Annotated in this window: 25 protein-coding genes and 2 riboswitches; of the genes, 1 reads left to right on the top strand and 24 read right to left on the bottom strand. The window is 45.8% G+C overall.

Going from position 1 to position 24,011, the window contains the following annotated elements; translation table 11 throughout:
- Positions 1 to 107: 107 nt before the first annotated feature.
- The 15 genes from AXG56_RS09290 to AXG56_RS09355 form a co-directional block, all read right to left on the bottom strand.
- Positions 108 to 1,664: a Na+/H+ antiporter NhaC family protein gene (locus tag AXG56_RS09290; protein ID WP_062514182.1), complete on the bottom strand. Its 1,557-nt coding sequence runs from the start codon at positions 1,662 to 1,664 to the stop codon at positions 108 to 110.
- A gap of 134 nt (positions 1,665 to 1,798) precedes the next feature.
- A riboswitch (Lysine riboswitch) is annotated at positions 1,799 to 1,982 on the bottom strand.
- Between the two features lie 54 nt (positions 1,983 to 2,036).
- The gene (yunB, locus tag AXG56_RS09295) at positions 2,037 to 2,804 is read right to left on the bottom strand and encodes a sporulation protein YunB (protein ID WP_008635733.1); all 768 of its coding nucleotides are present in this window, start codon (positions 2,802 to 2,804) and stop codon (positions 2,037 to 2,039) included.
- Between the two features lie 58 nt (positions 2,805 to 2,862).
- Entirely contained in the window at positions 2,863 to 4,263 is a 1,401-nt protein-coding gene (locus AXG56_RS09300; RefSeq protein ID WP_062514184.1) for a bifunctional UDP-sugar hydrolase/5'-nucleotidase, read from the bottom strand.
- A gap of 7 nt (positions 4,264 to 4,270) precedes the next feature.
- Positions 4,271 to 5,083 (bottom strand): sulfite exporter TauE/SafE family protein, encoded by an 813-nt coding sequence (locus tag AXG56_RS09305; protein WP_008635734.1) that lies wholly within the window; start codon positions 5,081 to 5,083, stop codon positions 4,271 to 4,273.
- 161 nt (positions 5,084 to 5,244) lie between these two features.
- The gene (locus AXG56_RS09310; protein WP_062514186.1) at positions 5,245 to 5,556 is read right to left on the bottom strand and encodes a hypothetical protein; all 312 of its coding nucleotides are present in this window, start codon (positions 5,554 to 5,556) and stop codon (positions 5,245 to 5,247) included.
- A gap of 151 nt (positions 5,557 to 5,707) precedes the next feature.
- The gene (sufB, locus tag AXG56_RS09315; protein WP_008635736.1) at positions 5,708 to 7,105 is read right to left on the bottom strand and encodes a Fe-S cluster assembly protein SufB; all 1,398 of its coding nucleotides are present in this window, start codon (positions 7,103 to 7,105) and stop codon (positions 5,708 to 5,710) included.
- A gap of 33 nt (positions 7,106 to 7,138) precedes the next feature.
- Positions 7,139 to 7,582 (bottom strand): Fe-S cluster assembly sulfur transfer protein SufU, encoded by a 444-nt coding sequence (gene sufU / locus AXG56_RS09320; RefSeq protein ID WP_008635737.1) that lies wholly within the window; start codon positions 7,580 to 7,582, stop codon positions 7,139 to 7,141.
- Positions 7,572 to 8,792, bottom strand: a complete 1,221-nt coding sequence (locus tag AXG56_RS09325; RefSeq protein ID WP_008635738.1) for a cysteine desulfurase — start codon at positions 8,790 to 8,792, stop codon at positions 7,572 to 7,574. Before AXG56_RS09325 ends, sufU begins: the two co-directional genes overlap by 11 nt.
- Before the next feature lies 1 nt (position 8,793).
- Positions 8,794 to 10,101 carry a Fe-S cluster assembly protein SufD gene (sufD, locus tag AXG56_RS09330; protein WP_008635741.1) on the bottom strand — a complete coding sequence of 436 codons (1,308 nt, stop codon included), beginning with the start codon at positions 10,099 to 10,101 and terminating at the stop codon, positions 8,794 to 8,796.
- Between the two features lie 19 nt (positions 10,102 to 10,120).
- Positions 10,121 to 10,906 (bottom strand): Fe-S cluster assembly ATPase SufC, encoded by a 786-nt coding sequence (sufC, locus tag AXG56_RS09335; protein ID WP_008635743.1) that lies wholly within the window; start codon positions 10,904 to 10,906, stop codon positions 10,121 to 10,123.
- Between the two features lie 235 nt (positions 10,907 to 11,141).
- The gene (locus AXG56_RS19595; protein WP_008635746.1) at positions 11,142 to 11,282 is read right to left on the bottom strand and encodes a hypothetical protein; all 141 of its coding nucleotides are present in this window, start codon (positions 11,280 to 11,282) and stop codon (positions 11,142 to 11,144) included.
- A gap of 226 nt (positions 11,283 to 11,508) precedes the next feature.
- Positions 11,509 to 11,874, bottom strand: a complete 366-nt coding sequence (locus AXG56_RS09340) for a carboxymuconolactone decarboxylase family protein (protein ID WP_008635747.1) — start codon at positions 11,872 to 11,874, stop codon at positions 11,509 to 11,511.
- Positions 11,875 to 11,939: 65 nt separating this feature from the next.
- A complete protein-coding gene (locus tag AXG56_RS09345) occupies positions 11,940 to 12,770 on the bottom strand; it encodes a MetQ/NlpA family ABC transporter substrate-binding protein (protein ID WP_062514188.1) in 831 nt (276 codons plus the stop codon).
- A gap of 24 nt (positions 12,771 to 12,794) precedes the next feature.
- On the bottom strand, positions 12,795 to 13,463 hold the full coding sequence (locus AXG56_RS09350; RefSeq protein ID WP_008635749.1) for a methionine ABC transporter permease: 669 nt from the start codon (positions 13,461 to 13,463) through the stop codon (positions 12,795 to 12,797).
- Positions 13,456 to 14,481 (bottom strand): methionine ABC transporter ATP-binding protein, encoded by a 1,026-nt coding sequence (locus AXG56_RS09355; RefSeq protein ID WP_062514190.1) that lies wholly within the window; start codon positions 14,479 to 14,481, stop codon positions 13,456 to 13,458. Before AXG56_RS09355 ends, AXG56_RS09350 begins: the two co-directional genes overlap by 8 nt.
- A 79-nt stretch (positions 14,482 to 14,560) precedes the next feature.
- Positions 14,561 to 14,669: riboswitch (SAM riboswitch) on the bottom strand.
- 197 nt (positions 14,670 to 14,866) lie between these two features.
- On the opposite strand from AXG56_RS09355, the gene AXG56_RS09360 reads away from it, so the two are divergent.
- The gene (locus AXG56_RS09360) at positions 14,867 to 15,286 is read left to right on the top strand and encodes a TlpA disulfide reductase family protein (RefSeq protein WP_026578261.1); all 420 of its coding nucleotides are present in this window, start codon (positions 14,867 to 14,869) and stop codon (positions 15,284 to 15,286) included.
- On the opposite strand, the gene AXG56_RS09365 is transcribed toward AXG56_RS09360, so the two are convergent.
- From AXG56_RS09365 to AXG56_RS09405, 9 genes are all read right to left on the bottom strand, one after another.
- Entirely contained in the window at positions 15,279 to 15,599 is a 321-nt protein-coding gene (locus tag AXG56_RS09365) for a hypothetical protein (protein ID WP_026578260.1), read from the bottom strand. The genes AXG56_RS09360 and AXG56_RS09365 overlap by 8 nt on opposite strands.
- Positions 15,600 to 15,694: 95 nt before the next feature.
- The gene (locus AXG56_RS09370) at positions 15,695 to 16,009 is read right to left on the bottom strand and encodes a thioredoxin family protein (protein WP_008635753.1); all 315 of its coding nucleotides are present in this window, start codon (positions 16,007 to 16,009) and stop codon (positions 15,695 to 15,697) included.
- A 10-nt stretch (positions 16,010 to 16,019) separates the two neighbouring features.
- Complete coding sequence (locus AXG56_RS09375) at positions 16,020 to 16,367, bottom strand: toprim domain-containing protein (RefSeq protein ID WP_008635754.1); 348 nt, start codon at positions 16,365 to 16,367, stop codon at positions 16,020 to 16,022.
- Positions 16,368 to 16,486: 119 nt separating this feature from the next.
- Positions 16,487 to 16,870: a glycine cleavage system protein GcvH gene (gene gcvH / locus AXG56_RS09380; RefSeq protein WP_008635756.1), complete on the bottom strand. Its 384-nt coding sequence runs from the start codon at positions 16,868 to 16,870 to the stop codon at positions 16,487 to 16,489.
- Positions 16,871 to 16,953: 83 nt separating this feature from the next.
- Positions 16,954 to 17,313: an arsenate reductase family protein gene (locus tag AXG56_RS09385; protein ID WP_008635757.1), complete on the bottom strand. Its 360-nt coding sequence runs from the start codon at positions 17,311 to 17,313 to the stop codon at positions 16,954 to 16,956.
- Between the two features lie 139 nt (positions 17,314 to 17,452).
- Entirely contained in the window at positions 17,453 to 19,234 is a 1,782-nt protein-coding gene (locus AXG56_RS09390) for an acyl-CoA dehydrogenase family protein (protein ID WP_008635758.1), read from the bottom strand.
- Positions 19,235 to 19,251: 17 nt separating this feature from the next.
- A complete protein-coding gene (locus AXG56_RS09395) occupies positions 19,252 to 20,427 on the bottom strand; it encodes an acetyl-CoA C-acetyltransferase (RefSeq protein WP_062514192.1) in 1,176 nt (391 codons plus the stop codon).
- Positions 20,428 to 20,451: 24 nt separating this feature from the next.
- Complete coding sequence (locus AXG56_RS09400; RefSeq protein WP_062514193.1) at positions 20,452 to 22,839, bottom strand: 3-hydroxyacyl-CoA dehydrogenase/enoyl-CoA hydratase family protein; 2,388 nt, start codon at positions 22,837 to 22,839, stop codon at positions 20,452 to 20,454.
- A gap of 211 nt (positions 22,840 to 23,050) precedes the next feature.
- Positions 23,051 to 23,968, bottom strand: a complete 918-nt coding sequence (locus AXG56_RS09405) for a proline dehydrogenase family protein (RefSeq protein WP_062514195.1) — start codon at positions 23,966 to 23,968, stop codon at positions 23,051 to 23,053.
- Positions 23,969 to 24,011 lie beyond the last annotated feature (43 nt).

Raw genomic sequence — 24,011 nt, forward strand, 5'->3', positions numbered from 1 at the left:
TAATAATATCCAGTCATCCTCTTATGTCTATCGGCCCTATTCATCCATCACACCAAAGGCTTAAAAAAAGAACAGGGATGGCGTCATCCCTGTTCCTCTTATACAACTTACTCTGGTTCAATTTTCGGATTTACTTTATGAATGATCATGGCAATGACAGCTACTATAGCCATAGCGAGTAGCAGCGGAATCCAAACCTGTCCGGTAAACCCAAGGACAAGATACCCGACTGTCGCCCCTAAGGCTGCGAGCAGCGCATATGGAAGCTGGGTCATGACGTGATCGATATGATTGGAACCTGCCCCGGTAGAAGAAAGAATGGTCGTATCTGAGATCGGTGAACAGTGGTCACCGAAAACGGAGCCGGCAAGAACCGCGGACAAGGCCGGTAGAATCATGGACGGATCGGTAACAGCTGCTATTTCTCCTGCGATCGGTAGCATGATACCGAACGTTCCCCAAGATGTACCGGTAGACAGCGCCATAAAGCCGGACAATAAGAAGATGATTAAAGGCAGGTAAGCAATATCAATGCTTGCCTCTGTAAATTGATTTGCCAAAAACTCTCCTGTTTGAAGCTGGCTGATGACATCCCCGATCATCCAGGCGAAGACCAGGATATAGATAGCCGGAAGCATAGCTTTGAGTCCTTCTGTAAATACGTGGCCAAGCCCTGATTTCGGTTTAGGCTGGCTGATGTAAAGACCGCCTGCAACCAATACAGAGACCAGACCTCCGGTGAACAGGGAAATGTTTACATTCGTATTAGCAAAAGCATCAAGCAGTGTGGCGCTTCCCTCTGTTGCCTGAATACCTGTGTAGAACATCATGGCTACCGTACCGACGACAAGCGCAACAATCGGCAGAATCAAGTGCGAAATCTTCCCATTATTGTGCTCTTCGAATTCGTCATTCAGGTCTCCTGGAATGTCACCCTTTTCCGGATTCGTGAGCTCTCCTGTCTTCTGCGCACGGATTTCGTGACTGCGCATCGGCCCGAAATCAAGGCGCATATAAATTGTCAGGAATACGAGAAGTAAAGCTGCGAAAACGTATAAGTTCGCTGGTATCATCAAAACAAACGCTTCAAAAGCACCATATTCGGTAATTTCATTTGCCGCAAGGATACTACCGATGGTACCGATGATATATGCTCCCCAGCTGGATATGGGAGAAATAACCGTGATTGGTGCAGAAGTCGAATCGATATAATAGGCCAGTTTTGCTCTTGAGACGCGGTACCTGTCCGTCACCGGTTTTGCCACCTGCCCGACAGCAAGTGCATTGAAGTAATCATCAATGAAAATAACAATTCCGAGCAGAGCAGGTACGAGTGTAGCACCCTGACGTGTACGGATCCGCTTCACCGCCCACTTTCCGAATGCCTTGCTGCCTCCGGAGGCTGTCATAAATGCAGTGGTAACTCCTAGTAAAAGTAAAAAAGACAGCAGGTAAATATTACCTGAATTAAGTGCACCTTCACTGTAGAAAATAGTGGAAAAGATGGACCAAATCAAGCCGATACCGGCTCCGATGTCCATTTGTGTAAGCATGAATGCTCCGACAATGATCCCTATACCAAGGGATAGGATGACTTTCCTTGTAACAAGGACAAGGATAAGCATAAGTATAGCTGGAATTAATGAATAGATCGTTCCTTCCATGTGGTTCCCCTCCGTTAATCTAATGGTGTAACGGGATTTGGAAGGCTACTGTGGATTAAAATTGAGGAATAAAAAAAGACAATGATAGAAAATAATCTACCACTGCCTCAGCGGCAATTGGATTATCCTCCATTTCGATCAGTAGCGCTCCATGCACCCAAAAAGCATGCATGACAGTGTATCTCCTGTTCAGATGTACACCAGCGTTAAACAGCCCGACTCGCTGTCTTACACTTCGGCAGACACCCCCTTCACCAATGATCCTCGCTTGTCATACTCCCATTGACTACTCATGATGTCTGCGCCTCTACCTCACCGATCTGATAAGGTCACGCATATTCAGTTCTTAGCCATTCTACCAGTAGACATGCATTATTGCAAGGGATCCATTGGATAGGAAAAAGATGGGTCCTGACCGTCTACACCGCTGTAGAAATTGGGAACCTTTCCTAAAATAGTCGCCGTATCTATCGGAATATCGTTCTTTACGACCGTTGTCTCCGTAGAGAACGGGATAACGATTCGGAGACTTACTTCAAAATGGATGGAAATCTCAAACAAGGCGGCGTTCAAACCATATTCTGTAATTTTACTTTTCACCTGAGACTGAACGTCGCCGATCACCCTGAGTTGCACGGGAACTTTCGGGCCAAGGTTTGCAAGCAGACTGTTTCCTGTGGCAAGCCCTACCGGCACTTCAATCAAAGTGGCCGGCTGCTCCCCTAACTCCTCTGCCGTCATATTCGGATCGATGGACGGCTCGAGTGAGGTATCCTCCATCGGTAACTCTCCAAGCTCCATCCGCTTCAGGAAATTCTGCACCCGAATCGTGGTGTCACGCAGAGCACGGTTTACCATGACGGAATTCCATCCCATATAAACGACGTTTCCCTGGTTATCCTGCTCCATTTTCACAAGATCATTGAACTGAAGGTCTTCGGCTATTTGTTTACTGACCGCCTCATTGATTGCATCCCTCGCCAGCTGCTGCGCCTTCGTCTCAGCAATATCTACAAGTGCGGGCGTGACTCCCCTGTTTATAAACCATAGGCTTAGGGCTGTGAATACAGCGAAAAACAGTAGACTGATGACGACCCGTTTTCCGATCGACGACCCGCCCGTCACTCTTTTCTTAGACATGAAACAACCCTCCTCACCTATCTATATGTAGGCGAGAAGGGTTTTATTTGAATAATTCTCACGGACTCCCGTATGTCTGAAGCGCTTCAGACAGCAGATCACGCAGCAGTTCCGGCATATAATACTTTTTCTCTGAGGCATAGGCGATCTCAGGAAAGAATCGACCGAAAGTAAACGTATCCGCTGTAGCGAAACGATAGACTTTATCAGGATCAAGCGGACGGCCGTCGAAAGTAACATCCGTCACCTGAAGCTCCCCGTTGGACGCCTTCCGTACATTAATGTCCACTCCGGAAAAGACCATTTTCCCGATTACCTCTCCACGGAAGCCCAGACCTTTCAATTTGGTTTCCATCAATTCTTTCGTATGGGCAGCCCGGATCACTTCCATTATTTTATCGCCCTCAAGCTCGACCCTGCAGGGATTCATCGGGTGTGGGCAGATGCGGTGGACCTCTTCGTACGTGATTTCCCCCGCCGGTAAATGATCAAGAAGGACCCCCGCATTTAACATCGCGATATCGGATGATGTCCACTCCCTTAATTGGTCCGTAAGACTTGTCATTAATTCATTATCCTTGAACCATGTGATGTGAAGAGGCTCTCTCAACCTTGTAACAGGTGTGTTTAAGTGATCCAACGCTTCTTTTCTTATACGAAGCAGATCATCCGTTGTCTGTTTGTCCTTGCCTAAATGCTCCGTCGGAACGGCATAGGCTTCTTTATTTACAAGCGTATGGGTATCATTGTCCCATTCAATCATCACTTCACCAAGATGCGTTCCGTGCTTTCCTACGGCCGTTAATAATGATCCGTCCACGATCTCGCCTGTCTTGAACAAGTGATGGGTATGTCCGCCGATAATGACATCGATGGAGGAATAGCGCCTGGCGATCTCTTCGTCGTCATGGATGCCGAGATGCGATAACAATACAATGATATCTGCTTCCCGCTCCACTTCCGGAAGCAGGCTGTCCAGTATGTCATAAGGAGATTCGACATCCCAGCCTAACTGTTGATAAAACGGACGGAAAGGAGCAGTCAGTCCAATAACACCGATTTTCGTCCCTTGTTTAGACGTCTCAATTTTATAATTTTGGAGCCATGTAGGAGCCTCTTGATGATGACAAACGAGGTTGGCACACACGACACCGAAGTCTGCTTCGTCATACAAAGAATGAAGATCTTCCTTAGCCAAGGTAATTCCTTCGTTATTTCCCAAGGTAGCGACATCATATGCAGCGCGATTCATAAGCTCCACGTTCCCTTTCCCCATTAACCCTTCCGTAATCGGGTGGAAACGGTCTACGTGATCCCCGTTGTCAAACAACCAGTAATCTTCCTTCCTTCTGTCATGCTTCTCTTTTTTTTCTTGAAAATAGCCGACGATCTGCGGCCAATTTTCAAAATGGCTGTGCAGATCGCTTGTATAGTAGAAATACAATCTCTCTTTATTCATCGTATCCTCACCCTATTCCTTGCCAGATTAAGCGGATGCCGATCAAAATCAAAAGGATCCGCAAGAACCATTCGACCGCCTGTCCACGCAGTTTACGGTTCATCCAAGCACCGAGCGTGCCACCTATATATGCCCCAGGGATGAACCACAGCGTATGAGCCCACTCTACATGCCCGAGAGCAATATGAGTGGCAGAGCTGGATATACTAGCAAAAAAGATCATGAACATGGATGTAGCCGTGGCTATATGTGCCGGCAAGCCGAGCAGCAGGATCATTGCAGGTACCATAAGCGACCCCCCGCCGATACCAAGCAGTCCGGACAATAGTCCGACGGCGAACGATAAGACCAGCCCAAACATGACGGGCATCTGATACGTATAGGTTTCTCCATCCACGACTTTCTCTCTTTGAATACCTGTTGTAAATAGTGGATTATCAGGCCGTCGTCTTGGAATAAAGAACAAAAGCGAAACGGCAATCATAATCACGCCGAAAAACAGCGAGAATCCATCTGATTCAAAAAATTGATTCAGCCACGATCCGACTATACCACCGGGAATGCTTCCATAAAGGAAAATGACGCCGATTTTCTTATCGACGCGCTTGTGTTTAATATAGGAGATGGCGGATGCCATCCCGGTAAAGATCATCACGACGAGCGATATACCAACGATCGACTGCGGAGTGACCCAGTCAAAAGACGCATAGTGATCGCCGAGGAACAATAACGCGGGCACCAGAATGACGCCGCCGCCAAGTCCAGCGACGCTCCCGATAATTGCTGTCACTAAACCAATGAAGAACATAATCAGAAACATGGTAACCTTCCTTAACCTTTGATAGATACTATTATAGTATCACGTTTTGTATTCATAAAACATGACGCCTGCTTGATTCGTTATGAGGGTTTACCTTGATGTTATAAAATAACTTTAATGATTAATGGTCACACAATAATTTAGGTTAACTCATATTATTGTTACACCATGCTTCTCAATTTATTATGTAATTCATTTTTATCAAGATTTATTACATTGTCATCTTCCTTTAAAACTTGACTTCTTAATAGAAAATCAATATCCTCAATATATTTCTTAACTTCAGATTGCTTTATACTTAGTTGAATTTCGATTTCTTGATTTAAATCATGTTCATTCTTATATAAAGTTATCGCTTCTGATATAACTTCTATATTTTTTTTATTTTGGAAAAATGCTAGTTGCCTGACCATTTCAAAATCTTCAGGATAGATTCTAACTGATTTATATGTTTGACTTTCTTTTAGACTCATATTACACCTCTTCAATTTTTACAAATACACTACTATGAACGAAATCTTCAAATTACATTTTTTACCAACTGTTGAAAATTATTTAAACAACAAAAATAGCGGAGTCAGCCTAAATAAGACGAGACTCCGCTATTATACTAAATCTAAACCTTTAACCGATGGAACCTTCCATTTCGAACTTGATCAGGCGGTTCATTTCCACGGCGTATTCCATTGGCAGTTCTTTCGTGAATGGCTCGATGAAGCCCATGACGATCATTTCTGTCGCCTCTTCTTCTGAGATCCCACGACTCATCAAGTAGAACAACTGTTCTTCAGACACTTTCGAAACTTTTGCTTCGTGCTCAAGAGAGATGTTCTCGTTCATGATTTCGTTGTAAGGAATGGTATCTGAAGTGGACTCGTTATCCATGATGAGTGTATCACACTCGACATTGGAACGGGCCCCTTCTGCTTTACGACCGAATTGAACGATACCACGATACGTTACTTTACCACCATGCTTGGAGATGGATTTAGATACGATCGTTGAAGACGTATTCGGTGCCAGGTGGTGCATCTTGGCACCGGCATCCTGGTGCTGTCCTTTTCCTGCCAGCGCGATGGAAAGTGTCATACCGCGGGCTCCTTCTCCTTTAAGAAGAACGGCTGGATATTTCATTGTCAACTTGGAACCGAGGTTACCGTCGACCCACTCCATCGTTGCATTGGATTCAGCAACGGCACGCTTCGTTACAAGGTTGTACACGTTGTTCGCCCAGTTTTGAATCGTTGTGTAGCGGCAGTAGGCGTTATCTTTGACGAAAATTTCTACTACGGCACTATGCAGAGAACTGGATGAATAAGTCGGTGCTGTACATCCCTCGACGTAGTGTACGGAAGAACCTTCATCCGCAATGATCAAGGTACGTTCGAACTGACCCATGTTCTCTGAGTTGATACGGAAGTATGCCTGAAGCGGCGTCTCCACCTTCGTATCTTTAGGAACATAAATGAAGGAACCTCCCGACCATACAGCAGAGTTCAGCGCTGCAAACTTGTTATCGGACGGAGGAATGACTTTACCGAAATACTCCTTGAAGAGATCTTCGTTTTCTTTGAGAGCAGAATCGGTATCCTTAAAGATAACACCGAGATCTTCCAAGTCTTTCTCCATGTTGTGGTATACCACTTCGGATTCATACTGAGCAGAGACACCTGCCAGGTATTTTTGTTCCGCTTCCGGGATACCCAGACGGTCGAACGTGTTTTTGATTTCTTCCGGTACTTCGTCCCATGAACGCTCGGAGCGTTCGGATGGTTTAACGTAGTACGTGATTTCATCAAAATCAAGTTCGGATAGGTCGCCGCCCCATTGCGGCATCGGCATTTTATAGAATTGCTCTAAGGACTTAAGACGGAAGTCGAGCATCCATTCTGGTTCTTGTTTATAGTCGGAGATCTGTTTGACGACTTCTTTCGTCAGACCTTTTTGCGTACGGAAGATGGACACATCTTTTTCATGGAATCCGTATTGGTACTCTCCTACTTCTGGCGCTTTTTTAGCCATGATTATATACCTCCTTTTGGTATGAACAGACGCTTAGTCCTGCTTCTCTTCATCGACACCTTTCTCCATGGCTTTCCAAGCTAACGTGGCACATTTAATTCGAGCCGGAAACTTGGAAACTCCCTGGAGTGCTTCGATATCACCGAGGTCGATATCTTCTTCCTCAATATCGTTCCCCTGCATGATTTCTGAGAACAGCTTAGACATTTTCAATGCGTCGTCTACGGACTTTCCTTTGATCGCCTGGGTCATCATGGAAGCAGAGGAGAGGCTGATGGAACAACCCTCTCCATCGAACTTGGCATCCTTTACAAGCCCGTTATCGATCAACAACTGCAGTTGGATACGATCCCCGCATGTCGGGTTATTCATATCCACAATCATCGGATTACCTTCGATAGATCCGCGGTTACGAGGGTTCTTGTAATGGTCCATGATCACTTGGCGATAGAGTGTATCTAAGTTATTAAAAGACATCGCCAAAATACTCCTTTGTTGTTTGTAGTCCTTCAACGAGTCGATCTATTTCTTCTTCGGTATTATACAGGTAGAAGCTGGCACGAGCCGTCGCTGATACATCGAGCCACCTCATCAGAGGCTGGGCACAATGGTGACCGGCTCGTACAGCGATTCCTTCTGCATCCAATACCGTTGCGAGGTCATGAGGGTGTACGTCGCTTAAATTGAACGTAACGAGACCTGCGCGGTGTTCCGGACCGTAGATGGTAAGTCCGTCCACTGTTTTCATGCGATCTTGAGCATAGGCAGCAAGCCTTTCCTCATGTGCAAGAATGTTATCCATGCCGATATCGGTAAGAAAATCAATGGCAGCACCCAGTCCGACAGCACCTGCGATAATCGGCGTTCCGCCTTCAAACTTCCACGGAAGCTCTTTCCACGTGGAGTCGTACAAGTTTACGAAATCGATCATTTCGCCTCCGAACTCCACAGGCTCCATAGCGTTAAGAAGCGCCTTCTTCCCGTAGAGAACACCAATACCTGTAGGGCCTCCCATTTTATGACCGGAAAAGGCATAGAAGTCAGCATCCAGATCCTGAACGTCGACACGCATGTGCGGCACACTTTGGGCACCATCAATAAGGATGACGGCTCCCTGCTCATGGGCCATACGAGCGATCTCTTTCACTGGATTGATGGTACCAAGCACGTTGGAAACGTGTACGATGGCAACGATTTTCGTATTGGAAGTGATCGTTTGTTTCGCATCTTCCAAACGAATGGTGCCATCCGGTTGTAGCGGCATGTATTTCAAGGTCGCACCAGTTTCTTTAGCAATTTGCTGCCAAGGAATGATGTTACTGTGGTGCTCCATGGGTGTGATGACGATTTCGTCACCTTCCCCAAGGTTGCTCCTGCCGTAACTTGCGGCGACTGTATTAATGGCTGTCGTTGTTCCTCTTGTGAATATCACTTCCTGCGTACTGGAAGCATTAATGAAGCGCCTGACCTTTTCCCTTGCGCCTTCATACTCATCCGTCGCTTTTGTGCCAAGGGTATGAACGCCCCGGTGCACATTGGAATTGTAGCCTCTGTAATATTCGTTCAACTTCTCGATCACTTTAAGTGGCTTCTGAGAGGTTGCTGCAGAGTCCAAATACACGAGCGGATGACCGTTGACTTCCTGATGCAGAATAGGAAATTCCTCGCGTATGGCTTTGACATCCATGTTAATTTACTTTCCTTTCAATCACTTGCTGAAGTTGACGCTTCACAGCTTCTACAGGCAGCTGGTTTACCACCGGTGCAAGGAACCCGTGAATGATCAAACGCTCCGCTTCGAATTTGGAAATTCCGCGGCTCATCAAGTAATACAACTGCATAGGATCTACGCGGCCAACGGAAGCTGCGTGTCCTGCCGTTACATCATCTTCATCAATCAAAAGAATAGGGTTGGCATCTCCACGGGCATCTTTACTGAGCATAAGTACACGTGACTCCTGCTCTGCGTTGGATTTGCTGGCTCCGTGTTCAATCTTACCAATTCCGTTAAAAATAGCGGATGCTTTATCCTTCATCACTCCGTGCTGAAGAATGTAGCCGTCTGAACCTTTACCGAAGTGTGTGATGTTTGCTGTAAAGTTCTGCTTCTGGTCTCCGCGGCCGATTGCTACCGTTTTGGCATTGGAGTGGGAGTTATCACCAATCAGGTGGGTGATATTTTCGGAGACAGTATCCCCTTCATTCATTTGACCCAACGCCCACTCAATGACGGCATCCCGATAGGCAACACCGCGGCGGTTTGCATAAACGGTTGTTCCTTTGTCGAAGTTATCCACTGCACCATACGATACTTTCGCACCGTCCTTGGCAATAACTTCCGCTACAATATTAGCAGATGTCTTCTCTTCTTTATTATGAGAGATGTAGTTCTCCACATACGTAACAGAGCTGTTTTCTTCAGCAACGACAAGAATGTGATTGATTAAGGAAGCTTTCTGGTCTTCCTGCCAGAAAATAGCTTGAATCGGTTCTTCAATCTGTACGTTTTTCGGTACATAAAGGAAGATACCACCGTTCATTAGCGCTGCATGAAGGGCTGTCAAACGGTGCTCATCGACGTGCACCGCATCATTCATATAATACTTTTCCACGAGCTCTCCGTGTTCGCGCAGAGCTGTAGCGATGTCTGTAAAGATAACTCCCTGTTCTTTCAGGTTTTCATCAATCGCAGCATAAGCCACTGTATGATTACGCTGAATGACAAGGTTTTTAGGCGCTTTGTCCTGATCCATGAAATCTTTTATCTCCACCGGAAGTTCATCGAGCGCACCGATCGTTTCACTTGTTACGTGATGATCGAACTCGGTGAAGTTCCATTTAGAGATATTTGTCTTATCCGGCTTAGGAAGCGGAAGTGATTCTGATTTCTCCAAGGCGCTAAGGCGCAGGTTCTTCATCCATTCCGGTTCCTGAAGACCATTAGAGAATTTTGTGACATAATCTTTGTCGTATGGTAGTGAGACTTCTACTGTCATGATTACCCTCCTATCTTGATTACGCTTTTTGACCGATTGTTTCGTCTTCGATACCAAGCTCCTGCTTGATCCAGTCGTATCCTTCTTCCTCAAGACGCTGGGAAAGTTCAGGACCACCTGATTTGACGACACGGCCTTGCATCATAACGTGTACTTTGTCTGGTGTGATATAGTTCAACAGACGCTGATAGTGGGTAATGATCAGGCAGCCGAAGGAATCATTACGCATTTCGTTAATACCTTTGGCAACAACTTTCAGTGCATCAATATCTAGACCGGAGTCAATTTCATCAAGGATGGCGATTGCCGGTTGGATCATCATAAGCTGCAGAATTTCGTTGCGCTTCTTCTCTCCGCCGGAGAATCCTTCATTCAAGTAACGCTGCGCCATGTTTTTATCCATTTCCAGCGTATCCATCTTACCGTCCATATCTTTAATGAACTTCATCAGGGAAATTTCGTCGCCCTCTTCTCGGTGTGCGTTGATTGCAGAACGAAGGAAGTCAGAGTTCGTTACACCGCTGATTTCGCTCGGATACTGCATGGCAAGGAAAAGACCTGCTTGAGCACGCTCGTCTACTTCCATCTCCAGAACGTTTTCACCGTCAAGAAGAATTTCACCTTTGGTTACTTCGTATTTAGGGTGTCCCATAATTGCGGAAGCCAATGTGGATTTACCTGTTCCGTTTGGTCCCATGACCGCGTGGAATTCACCACCGTTGATTGTTAAGTTCACACCTTTTAGGATTTCCTGACCTTCAATTTCAACATGAAGATCTTTAATTTCTAACGTTGATCCTGCCATAATGAATACCTCCAGTATCTATTATTATCGAATGTCCTGGTTGATAGGGATCAAAGAACCATTCTCATTTTATTCTCATTACAATCTTATATCATTTAGTATTTGTTATCAACATTTTCCTACTATTGATAATATAGAAGGAACGGACATCCTGAATGACATATTCCCCTCGGTTTCTACATTATTATAACATGAAAAAATCAGGTGACTAAACGGCACCTGATTCCATACTTTCTCATCTATGGAGTTGACGGTCGACCTGTGCGATTATCTTCTTGCTCTCTTCAAAATTACGCTGACGCTGCTCTTCCACCTTCATCCTTGTATCGAGCTTCCTACTGTACTCGGCATAGCTCATATTATGAGCCTGGTGCATGGCTTTTTCCATATCAGCAGTATAATGGAGCTGTAAATCGTCACTAATAATAAATCAACCCTTTCAAGTTATTTGCATTTCCAGATTATCACAAAACGATACCCGGAATAAAATCCTGCCAAACCTTATTTCCGGCCATGACAAAGCAAATGTTCCAATGAAAGCGTTTATTTTTATTTCAGATGGTCATTTATTCAACATTGGTATCCATTGTTGGATTGTCCCATCAATTGACGTTTGTGGACAAATCTTTATAGGCATCCTGGACAAGCGTAACGGCTTGACTCAGAGCAGCACCGCCACCAAAAGCCGCGGCAACCCCGCACGCTTCCAGAACCTCTTTCTCAGAAGCGCCTTGGTCGACACATCCTTTTGTATGATAAATCATGCAATATTCGTCCTGGGCAACGATGCTGATTCCGAGGGCAATCAACTGCTTCTGCTTTTGAGAAATCTCGCCCTCCTTAAAGCACTCTTCCGTAAACTGACTGAATTGATGAGCTACTTCAGGCATATGCTCCTTGAACAGGCCCATTCCTTCCTTATAATCGTGTAAGTATGTTTCTGTCCATGTTCTATTGTTTTCCTCCATGCGTATAACCTCCCAATAAAATAAGTGACTGCGGTTATTATCCCCGCAGCCACTCGTTTTATCCGTTATTCGCTGTCTTCCTTCACAGGTACGACGGCACCATCGTATTCTTCTTCAATAAACGTTTGAATCTCATCAGAATGAAGCACCTCAACCAATTTCTTCAACGCTTCATTGTCTTTATCATCGCTGTTAGCTGCAATCACGTTCACGTAAGGGGAATCCGGACTCTCTAAAATAAGGGAATCCTCCTGGGGATCCAGACCTGCTTCAATGGCATAGTTCGTGTTGATTGCTACAAGAACTTCTTCTTCCCGCTTATACGTTTCCGGAAGGTTGGCTGCATCTACACCGGAATCGAATTTAATATTTTTAGGGTTTTCCACGATATCATCCACCTGGGCATCGACTTTCTCCACGTTTTCGTCAAGCTTGATCAGGCCTTCGCGCTCCAAGAGGGCAAGGATTCGTCCATGATCGGATATAGAGCGGCTCATGACGAGTGTCGTTCCGTCCTCTACATCTTTGATATCATCATATTTCTGAGAATAGATCCCCATAGGCTCAATGTGGATGCCGCCAAGGTTCACAAAATCGTAATCGTTATCTTTCTCCTGCAGTTCCATGTAGGGAATCGTCTGGAAGTAGTTCGCATCAATACGTCCTTCGTCCAAGTCTTTGTTTGGAAGGATATAATCCTGGTACGTTTCAATTGTCAGCGTAATGCCTTCCTCTTCAAGAAGCGGCTTAGCTTCTTCCAATATTTCTGCGTGTGGGACACTGGAAGCCCCCACCTTAATTTCATTCGAATCACCGGATTCTTCATCAGAAGAACCACAAGCGGACAGGACAACAGTGAACAATATTGCCAGTAAACCTAGTGACCATTTTTTCATAAGTATTTTCCTCCTAAGGTTGTTTTATCTTTTATCCAATCGACGGGAAATGAAATCCCCGATGAATTGGAAGATGAATACGAGCAGAATGATTAACACAGTACAGACGAATACGACATCGAAATCACTGCGCTGGAAGCCATAGAAATACGCGAAGTCCCCAAGACCTCCTGCACCGATCGCTCCGGCTACAGCCGTATAGCCTACAAGGGCAATTGCTGTAACAGTAATACCCGAAATCAAAGCTGGCATCGATTCCGGAAGCAGCACCTTGAAGATAATGGTGGAGTATTTCGCCCCCATCGATTTTGCCGCTTCCACCACTCCTTTATCCACTTCCTTCAATGCAATTTCTACAAGGCGTGCATAGAACGGAGCACCACCGATGATCAATGCCGGAAGCGCAGCCTGCGGTCCACGGATTGTCCCGATAAGGAAGTCGGTGAAAGGGAAAAGCAACAGAATCAAAATGATGAAAGGTATGGCCCGGAATACGTTGACGACCGAAGCTGTTATACCATTTAAAATCTTGTTCTGCCATAAACCTCCCGGAGAAGTGAGGTACAACAGAAGCCCGAGCAGTAAGCCGAGGATAAACGTCCCGATCACAGATATGATAGTCATATATAATGTCTCATTCGTCGCCGTGATCATATCTTCCATTCTTACGTTTGGAAACAGTTGATTAAACATTCGGATTCACCTCCACTTCTACGGATGTAGATTGAATATAGGAGATGGCCCGCTGCCTCTCACTTTCTTCCCCTTCCAATTGCACGAACAAGGTACCATACGCCCCTTTTTGTGTTTGGGTGATCTTACCGTGCAGGATATTGACATCGAGCGCAAACTCCCTTGAGATCTCACTGATCAGCGCCTGATTCGTACTTTCTCCTACAAAGTGGAGCCGGACGATTTCACCAGACGAATAATGGTCTTTGATCAACTGGAGAGAGTTCTCTTTATCGGGATCTCCCATTACTTGATCAACAAACTTCTTCGTCACCGTTTTTTGTGGACGAAGGAAAACATCGAGCACGTCCCCATGTTCTACAATCTTCCCCTGCTCCATCACCGCTACCTGATGGCATATTTTTCGAATGACGTGCATTTCATGAGTAATCAGCACGATGGTCAACCCAAGCTTTTCGTTGATATCAACGAGGAGGTCGAGAATCGAGTCCGTCGTCTCCGGGTCTAAAGCAGATGTCGCTTCATCGCACAGCAGGACCTTCGGGTTGTTGGCAAGGGCCCGGGCGATTCCGACCCGCTGCTTCTGCCCTCCACTCAATTGGGACGGATATGAATTCCCCCTGCCTGACAGGCCGACAAGATCGATGAGTTCATTGACACGCTTCTTCCTGTCTTCTTTCGGTATCCCTGCTATTTCTAATGGAAATGCGATGTTATCAAAGACGGTACGGGACCACAGGAGATTAAAGTGCTGGAAGATCATCCCGATGTCCTGTCTTGCCACCCGCAATTTATTCTTGCTTAAAGTGGTTAAGTCCTGATCATCGACGATAATACTTCCCTCCGTCGGGTCTTCCAGTCTGTTCAGCAGCCGGATAAACGTACTTTTCCCTGCACCACTGTATCCGATAACGCCATAGATTTCTCCTTTATTGATCGTGACGCTGAGGTCATCCACCGCACGTACTTCACGATCTTTGGTCTGAAAAATCTTCGATAGACCTTTGATAGTAATCATGATGTTTCCCTCCTGACAAAAAAAGCGCTTCTCTGTTCAGGAGAACAGAAAAGCGCACATCTATTGTATTCGCTCTGTTCTCTCATCTCCCAGAATTTTAACTCTGCAGGATTTGGCACCTTGTCAAGCGTACGCTTGCCGGTTGCCGGGCATCATAGGGCCAGTCCCTCCGCCTCTCTGGATAAGAGATTCGCTTATTCGCATGTATAATTTTAATAGCACAAGATGGATTGTAGCATCGCACCAAAATTGTGTCAACTGGAAATATTCCGTTTTTCAGAAAAATAAGTCGTTTCCATGTGCCTCTCATTGGTCGAAGGACTCGGACAATATGTGGTAGCATGTTGCTGTAAGCTTAGTCCAATCACATAAAGGAGCCGCAGATATGAAACAAAAAGCACCCGACTTCGAATTACCGTTTATAAATAAACAAGGAACTTATCAACTAAGAGAAGATAAAGGAAAAGCCGTCGTTCTGACCTTCTGGGCATCCTGGTGCCCGGATTGCGGAAGGGATCTTCCTTTGAAGGAACAGCTATATCAGAACGCAGATAAAGAAAAAGTAAAAATGCTGACGATCAATGTCACAGGGCGGGAAAGAAGTCCGGAAGCGGGCATCGCTTACACGAAAGAATTCCTCACTCAGCCGACCCTTGCCGATAAGGACAGGACCGTATATGACCTGTTCGGATGCAGAGGAGTACCCTCAACGGTCATCATCGATCAGAACGGGTTTATCCACGAAGCGTTTGGTGATCAAGCTTCCTTTCTCGATATCGCACAGTCCTTGGGAAGAATCATTTAGCAAGAAACATCAGGGATTCCAAATAAAGCACATCAGAGAAGGAGCCGTGAATTCGGATGAGGGAGTCGTCCATCGCCGTCAGCCTTTCCCTGCCGGCAAGCAGATCCTCCATCACAGAATCTTCCACATGGATACAAAGCGTGCCATCATCCGTTCTTTGCACATCAGGACATATCCCCGCCGGAGTGATGAGGAAAGTAAATAAATTATTCTTGGACTGAAAAGCTACATGGATCTCTCTTTCCCGCCAAGATGGAATCAGATCGTTCCTATGGTTCACTTTCTCTATCCAAGTCTTCATCATTTCCACCATCCTAAAACGCCCCCTTTGCTTAGACATTCTTGCAAAGGGGGCGTTTTTCCTGTTTACCAACAAGGCTTTCCTTCGTCATTTCCCGGGAAATTAGCTTATTGTTTTACATATTCAGCTGTTTGTTCATACATATGAGGGACCGATTGAAACGCATACACCTTTTTGACGATTTGTTCGTTCTTCATGATTAAAAGGCATGGAACACTCTCAATTTGAAAACGCTCCATAGCGGAAGGGTTCAAGGAAGCATTCACTTTTATGAATACTTCCTCGTTATACAATTCTTCCAACGTCCTCAGCATCTTTTCTGCTAAATGACAGGTAGCACAAAAAGGGCTGTGAATGAACGACAACGTGTATCGGTCCTGCTTCGACTGCTCGGTCCACTCCTGTGAGTCAAGTTCCTGCACAAGCTTCCTCCTAAATCAGATAAATGGACTTCACTTGAAAATGGTGGTTCAACAATGCTCGGGCGAGCTCCTGTTCAGGCGTGGCTGCTACTTCCCGGAAGGCTTTATCGATATAAATATGCTCGGCGTGCGGAAGCTCTTCGGTCAACTGCTTCCTTAGTTTGTAGCCCGAATCGTCTTCATCCACTAAAATATATACCCTGCGATCATCCAGGTTGTGGTTGAAAATCATCTCCTCCATCCGCTCGATTCCTAAGGTGCCGTACGTGCAGATGATTTCCACTTCTTCATCCAGCACTTTCTTCAGTTTCTTCTTGTCGGTTATCCCTTCGACAATGACGATTCGCTCTCCATCCATATGCATCACCTTCTATAAAGAAACAGACCATGCCGGAAGAGACATGGTCTGAACATGATTAAGATCCAACGCGATCATGTCAGACAAGCGCCTGTTCCCACCTGTCCGTACTGAAATAATTAATCTTCGTTGATCATTTCCTTGTATTGTTCCGGAGACATTAGTTTGTCTATTTCAGAAGAGTCATTCGGCTCTACGACAACCATCCATGCCTTTTCATAAGGAGACTCATTGACGAATTCCGGGCTGTCTTCCAGATCTTCGTTCACTTCTACTACTTTACCGCTTACCGGAGCATATAATTCAGAAACGGTTTTAACGGATTCCACACTGCCGAACGGCTCGTCCGCTTCCAGCTCATCTCCCACTTCCGGAAGTTCAACGAATACGATGTCGCCAAGCTCTGCTTGTGCAAAGTCAGTGATGCCGATACGTACTTTTTCTCCTTCGTCTTTCACCCATTCGTGTTCTTCAGAATAACGTAGTTCTTTTGGTAAGCTCATGTAAGAATACCTCCACAATCAAATTATATTTTGTTTATTTTATTACCATAAAAGCAAGAATGCCTTTATTTCCACACATCTGCTCACGGAAGCCAGTTTTCTTCAAACTCTTCCGCTTTGAAGCCGACGGTGACCCGGGTGCCGTCTGTTACAACAGGCCGTTTGATGAGCATGCCGTCAGAAGCGAGCCATTGAATCATCGTATCTTCATCTGCGTCTTTCAGCTTTTCTTTCATGTTCTGCTCTCTATACTTTTTCCCGCTCGTGTTAAAGAACTTCTTGGCAGGTTTTCCGCTTTTAGAGACCAGGTCTTTCAATTGCTCTTCTGAAGGTGGCTCTTCGACAATATGTACAGCTTTATAGTCCACCCCGTTTTCATCGAACCACTTTTTTGCCTTTTTACAGGTTCCGCAGTTCGGATACCAATAGAAGGTTACAGTCATACAAAACGCTCCTTCCTTCTTATTGTATTTTATTCTATCACATTGCCAGGTTATATTTCATGGTGATTTTTTTGCACAAATGAAAAGAACCCTGCACTTCCATCGATCAAGGAAGAACAGGGCGCCTTCTTCACGCAGTTTATACGATATATTTTTCTGCTTCGATCAGAGCTTTAGCAATTTCCCGTTTCTTGGCGATGACATTTGTAGGAGTGTAACGGGTAAGTTTTCGTAGTGCCCCAAGCATCATTCGTAAAGAATCCCCACTGTCTGCAGCGATCAGTGTTTCCTTAGCATGTGCTTCTAGACGGTTGAACGCTTCCTGCACATAAACTTGCGTGTACAACAACTTTTGTTTACTATTCTCTTCTCCTACTTTATCCATCGCTTTTTCTGTTCGGAGAACGGCAGATTCCATATTGTATACCTCTCCGACCATATCAGCAATATTCACAAGAACTTCCTGCTCACTTTCCAGCTTCTCCCCAAACTTCTGAGCAGCAACGCCGGCAGCAAGAAGACCGATTTTCTTAGCATTGGCAACCAGATATTTCTCTTGAGCAAGTGGTTCTGTGCCAGGCTCTTCCGGCATCATCGTCATGATTTCTTCCTGCAGCTTCTGTGCTTTCTGAAGCAGCGGCAGTTCACCTTTCATCGCTTTTTTCAGCAGCGTACCGGGAACAATCATCCGGTTGATCTCGTTGGTTCCTTCAAAAATACGGTTGATCCTTGAATCCCGGTAAATCCGCTCTACTTCATACTCAGCCATAAAGCCATACCCGCCGTGAATTTGTACCGCTTCATCAACGGCAAAGTCCAGCAGTTCCGTCGCGAACACTTTGTTCAAGGAGCATTCAATAGCATACTCTGCAATGACCTTCGCTACAGCGGCACCATCCTTCAATTCCTCATCTGATAGTTTGCCCATGCTTTGTTCAAAGAGTCCAACCGTCCTGTACACAGAGCTTTCATTTGCATACGTATTCGCAGCGACGGAGGCGATTTTTTCCTGGATCAACGGGAAACTTGAGATCGGCGTTTTAAACTGCTTACGCTGTTTAGCGTAAGTGACAGATAACTCGACGGCCCGTTTCGCTCCTCCTACCCCTCCGATTGCCAGTTTGTAGCGACCGACGTTAAGGATGTTGAAAGCGATGACGTGTCCGCGCCCTACTTCTCCGAGAACATTCTCTACCGGGACCTCTGCATCCTCAAGAATCAGTGTTCGTGTAGAAGAACTCTTGATTCCCATCTTTTTCTCTTCCGCCCCCGTTGAGACACCTTTGTAATCTCTTTCGACGATAAACGCAGTAAATTTATCTCCATCGATCTTGGCATAGACAACAAACACATCGGCAAAGGCCGAGTTCGTGATCCATTGCTTCTCTCCATTCAAAATGTAATGCGTCCCTGCTTCATTCAACTTGGCCGTCGTTTTCGCTCCGAGGGCGTCGGATCCGGAGCCCGGCTCCGTCAAAGCATATGCTGCAATTTTATCGCCTACAGCCAGTGCAGGAAGGTACTTTTGCTTCTGGTCGTCGTTACCGAAGAACACGATTGGAAGGGATCCAATCCCCACGTGAGCCCCGTGTGTAATGGAAAAGCCGCCGGCTCTTGCAAACTTTTCTGTAATAAGGGAGGAACTGATTTTATCAAGCTGTAACCCTCCGTATTCTTCCGGGACATCGGCACCAAGCAAACCGAGTTCACCGGCCTTCTTCAATAGAGCTACGGAATGTTCAAACTCGTGATTTTCAAGTTGATCAATTTTCGGAACGACTTCTCCTACTACAAAATCTTCCGTCGTCTTAGCAATCATCAAATGTTCATCCGTAAAATCCTCCGGCGTGATGATATCTTCCGCTTTCAAGTCCTCTACTACAAATCCGCCACCTTTAATCATCTCTTTCAAATCGCTCATTTTTACAGCCTCCCTGATTATATTAATTCGAATACGCCGGCAGCACCCATACCTCCACCGATACACATCGTGACAACACCGAACTGTTCGTTTCTCCTTTTCATTTCATGTATCAGACTGAGCGTCAGTTTCGTTCCGGTACATCCGAGTGGGTGACCGAGAGCGATCGCTCCTCCGTTTACATTCACCTTCTCCGGATCGAGGTCGAGTGCGCGAATCACACGAAGAGATTGCGAAGCAAACGCTTCATTCAATTCAAACAACCCAATATCAGCTAAGGATAAGCCTGCCATCTTCAAAGCCTTCGGTACCGCTTCCACCGGTCCTACCCCCATAATTTCAGGTTCGACCCCGGCAACGGCAAAAGACCGGAACTTCACTAATGGCTGCAACCCTTCGCTTTCTGCTTTTTCTCTATCCATCAGCAGCACGGAAGCCGCACCATCACTCATTTGTGAGGAATTCCCTGCCGTGACGGACCCTTTGACAGAAAAAGCAGGCTTCAGTTTTCCGAGTACTTCGGCGGTCGTGCCTGGACGAACTCCTTCATCCACCGAGAAAGTTCTAGTCGTTTCCTTAACTTTGAAATCACTGCCGAGCTCACGATTCATCACCTCTACAGGCACGATCTCATCCGTAAATTTACCTTCTTCTACTGCCTTAGCCGCTCTTGCATGACTTTGGACGGCGAAAGCGTCCTGATCTTCCCTGGAAATATCGAAACGGTTCGCCACTTCTTCTGCGGTATGACCCATGGACATGTAATATTCCGGTGCGTTTTCCACAAGTTTGACGTTCGGTTTAATGACATGGCCGCCCATCGGAATGAGACTCATGGACTCTGCACCACCAGCAAGTGCAGTGTCGTGATGACCGAGCATGATTTTTTCGGCTGCATAGGCGACACTTTGAAGCCCTGAAGAGCAGTAACGATTTATGGTAATTGCCGGCACTTCATGGGAGAGACCGGCAAGGCCCGCTATGTTTCGCGCCATATTCATCCCCTGTTCTGCTTCCGGCATGGCGCATCCGATAATCAAATCATCGATGTTGCCCTCATAGTTGTTGGCACGCCTTAATGTTTCTTTAATGGTAAGTGCAGCAAGATCGTCAGGACGTGTAAAGGCAAGCGAGCCTTTTTTTGCACGGCCGACAGGTGTTCGTGCACCTGCAACAATAACAGCTTCTCTCACGGTTCCTTCCCCCTTTTTAAACGATTAGTTACGCAGTGGTTTACCTTTCATAAGCATATGCTGCATTCTTGCCTGCGATTTCGGTTCTCCGACGAGGCTTAGGAATGCTTCTCTTTCAAGGTCCAATAAATATTGCTCATCTACAAGTGTGCCTTCTTTCAGCCGGCCGCCGGCCAGGACGTTCGCCAGTTTTTCCGCAATCTTCAAATCATGTTCACTTGCATAGCCGCTTAACAACAGCGACTTTGCACCAAGCAGCATCGTTGCGTACCCCTGTTCACCCGCAACCGGAACCTTCGTCCGTTTTGGAGATGTATATCCCGCCCCGGCAAGACCAAGTACTTTCTCTTTCGCATCGTGGATCAAGTGATCCCCATTTGGACTAATGGCATCCATCTGATCAAGGAATCCATTTTCCTTCGCTTCTTCTCCGGAGGTCGACACCTTCGCCATGGCGATTTTTTCAAACACACTTACAGCGACCTTCTGTAAATCGACGGCAACATCTTTTGGAATACTTCGCAGTTGTTTCATGTAAAGTTCTTTATTTCCACCACCGCCCGGAATCAGTCCGACTCCCGTTTCCACCAGTCCCATATAGGTTTCTGAAGATGCCTGGATGGCAGAAGCCGGCAGACAAACTTCCGCTCCTCCTCCAAGTGTCATACCGAATGGTGCTGCAACGACCGGTTTATCGGAATACTTCAGTCTCATCATACTGTCCTGAAAATTCTTCACGACCATTTCGATTTCGAAGAAGTTAAAGTCCTGGGCTTCCATCAGGATCATTCCAAGGTTGGCACCAACGCAGAAGTTCTTCCCTTGGTTTCCAAGGACAAGACCCTCGAAATTTTTGTCAACCTCTTCCACTGCATAATTGATCATCTGGACAATATCCGGCCCGATCGAATTGCTTTGAGAGTGGAATTCAAGTCCTGCCACCCCGTCTCCCAAATCAATCAGACTCGCACCGGCATTCTTTTTAATAACGTTTTTTTCCTCTTTCAGGCGCTTTAAATGGATGTTCTTCTTGTTGAAGGACTGCTGGATGTAGTTTCCTTCGTGATAAAAGTAAACGTTTCCATTTTCCTGTTTGTAAAAGCTCTCCTTACCTTCCTTAATCATGGCTTCGACCCAACCTGGAACTGCATCTCCTTCGTCCTTCATCCGCTTCACCGATGTTTCGAGTCCGATGGCGTCCCAAAGTTCAAACGGTCCCAATTCCCATCCGAATCCCCACTTCATCGCTTTATCAATCGCAACGATATCATCTGCAATTTCACCAGCCAATTGAGCAGAATAGATAAGCACCGGCTTCAAGACAGACCAAACAAGATCTCCAGCCCGGTCATCATTGGCTGCTACCAGTGTCTTTAACTTTCTGCGGGTGCCTTTTTCCTGTTTGGCAGCCTCCGTTGCTCTCGTTTTCAATTTCGCCCTCGGTTCGTAATCCATCGTCTGAGGATTGAGCTGCAGGATTTCTCCTTTTTGCTTTAAAAAGAATCCTTGGCCACTCTTAGATCCGAGCCAGCCTTTGTCAAGCATCTGTTTCATAAAGGCCGGTATTTCAAACGCCTGCTTCTCTTCTCCATCCACTTGATCGTAAACATTCTTCGCCACATGAGCGAACGTATCGAGACCCACGACATCCAAGGTTCGGAACGTTGCACTTTTCGGACGACCGATCAGCGGGCCCGTGACCGAGTCCACTTCCCCGACACTGTACCCTTTTTCAAGCATCTGCTGGACGGTGATCAAAAGCCCGTATGTTCCGATTCGGTTGGCGATGAAGTTCGGTGTATCTTTCGCTTCCACTACGCCTTTACCAAGCACATCTTCTCCAAACGTTTTCATGAACTGTAGAACTTCCGGATCCGTATCCTTTGTCGGGATGACTTCGAGCAGCTTTAAATAACGAGGCGGATTGAAGAAATGCGTTCCTAAAAAGTGGCTTCGAAAATCTTCACTGCAGTCTTCCGCCATGGCTTCAATGGATATTCCCGAAGTGTTTGAACTGACAATTGCCCCCTGTTTTCTAAACCGGTCCACATCAGCAAGGACCTTCTTCTTGATGTCCAGATTTTCAACGACGACTTCAACTACCCAGTCCACGTCAGCAATCCTACTTAAATCGTCTTCAAAATTACCTGTTTCAATTAAATCCATGTTACGCTTACTCGTCAGTGGTGCCGGTTTATGCTTCAACAGTTTCTGTTTATTATCAGATGAAATCCGATTGCGGACCGTACGATCTTCCAACGTCAACCCACGATTTTTCTCCGCTTCTGTCAGTTCCTTAGGAGCCATATCGAGCATAAGTGTCGGGATACCTATGTTAGCCAGATGAGCGGCAATACCTGCCCCCATTACTCCTGAACCGAGCACGGCTGCTCGTTTGATTTTATGAGCCATTCCTAATCCCCCTGTCATTTTGAATGAACAGTCATTCATTTTAAATTCAAAAAAATAAGTACGACAAAATCGTATCTATGTATAATATAAAATATTTTCAGATATTTCGCAATCCTTTTGTCGTAAAAAAGGACAAGATCTTCCAATTGAGGACAAGGGCGGCTCCAGTCTCCCCATCAAACCGGCATCTCGCCCCTTGACAAACCCCTCTTTATTTACCAAAAACGCCTTTTAAAACGAATGCAACATTGGCTGGACGCTCTGCAAGTCTGCGCATGAAGTACCCATACCAATCATTTCCATACGGCACATAAACTCTCACCTTGTATCCCTCTTTGACAAGCTCTTCCTGACGGTCCACGCGGATTCCATAAAGCATCTGAAATTCAAAGCGATCGTTTGGTATTTTCTTTTCCGCTACCAGCTGTTTCGTATAATCAATGATCGCATCATCGTGACTCGCTACAGCCGTATAGTTTCCATTCATGAAATGTATACGGATGATATTCTTTAAATTTTCGTCTACGTCTTTCTTTTCAGGGAAAGCGACTTTTGCTGATTCTTTATAGGCTCCCTTAACAAGGCGAAGGTTCGGACTATAAGCATTCAGCGCTTTTATATCCTCCTCGGTACGGTACAAATAAGACTGCAGAACAGTACCAATATGATCATAATCCTCTCTCAGCTTTTTGAAAATCTCAAGCGTCTTCTCACACCGCTCGAAGTCCTCCATATCAATAGTTACAAATACATCTTTTTCTTCAGCCACATCCAATATCCGGCGCATATTATCCATAACCAGATCATCGGCTATATCCATCCCCATGGAAGTAAGCTTCAGGGATAGTTGGGAATCAAGCTTGTTATCAGCAATTGCACGGATCGCTTCCATGCACTCTTCCGCTGCTGCTACAGCTTCCGATCTGCTGTCGATAAACTCCCCCAAGTGATCGATTGTGACGGACATTCCCTTGTCATTCAGTTCCTTGATCGTTTGAACAGCTGCTTCAATGGTTTCTCCGGCAACAAACCTTCCAGCTCCGAAGCGAAGTCCGTATCGTTTTGCCAGCTTTGTAAAGAACCGGTTTTTGGATAGAAATAAAAAGAAATTCTTAAGGATCTTTTCCATGCCATTACCCCCTGCCAGCAAAAATATCAAAATATTTATATAT

The organism is Halobacillus sp. KGW1 (genome assembly GCF_001592845.1).
Taxonomy (GTDB): Bacteria; Bacillota; Bacilli; order Bacillales; family Halobacillaceae; genus Halobacillus.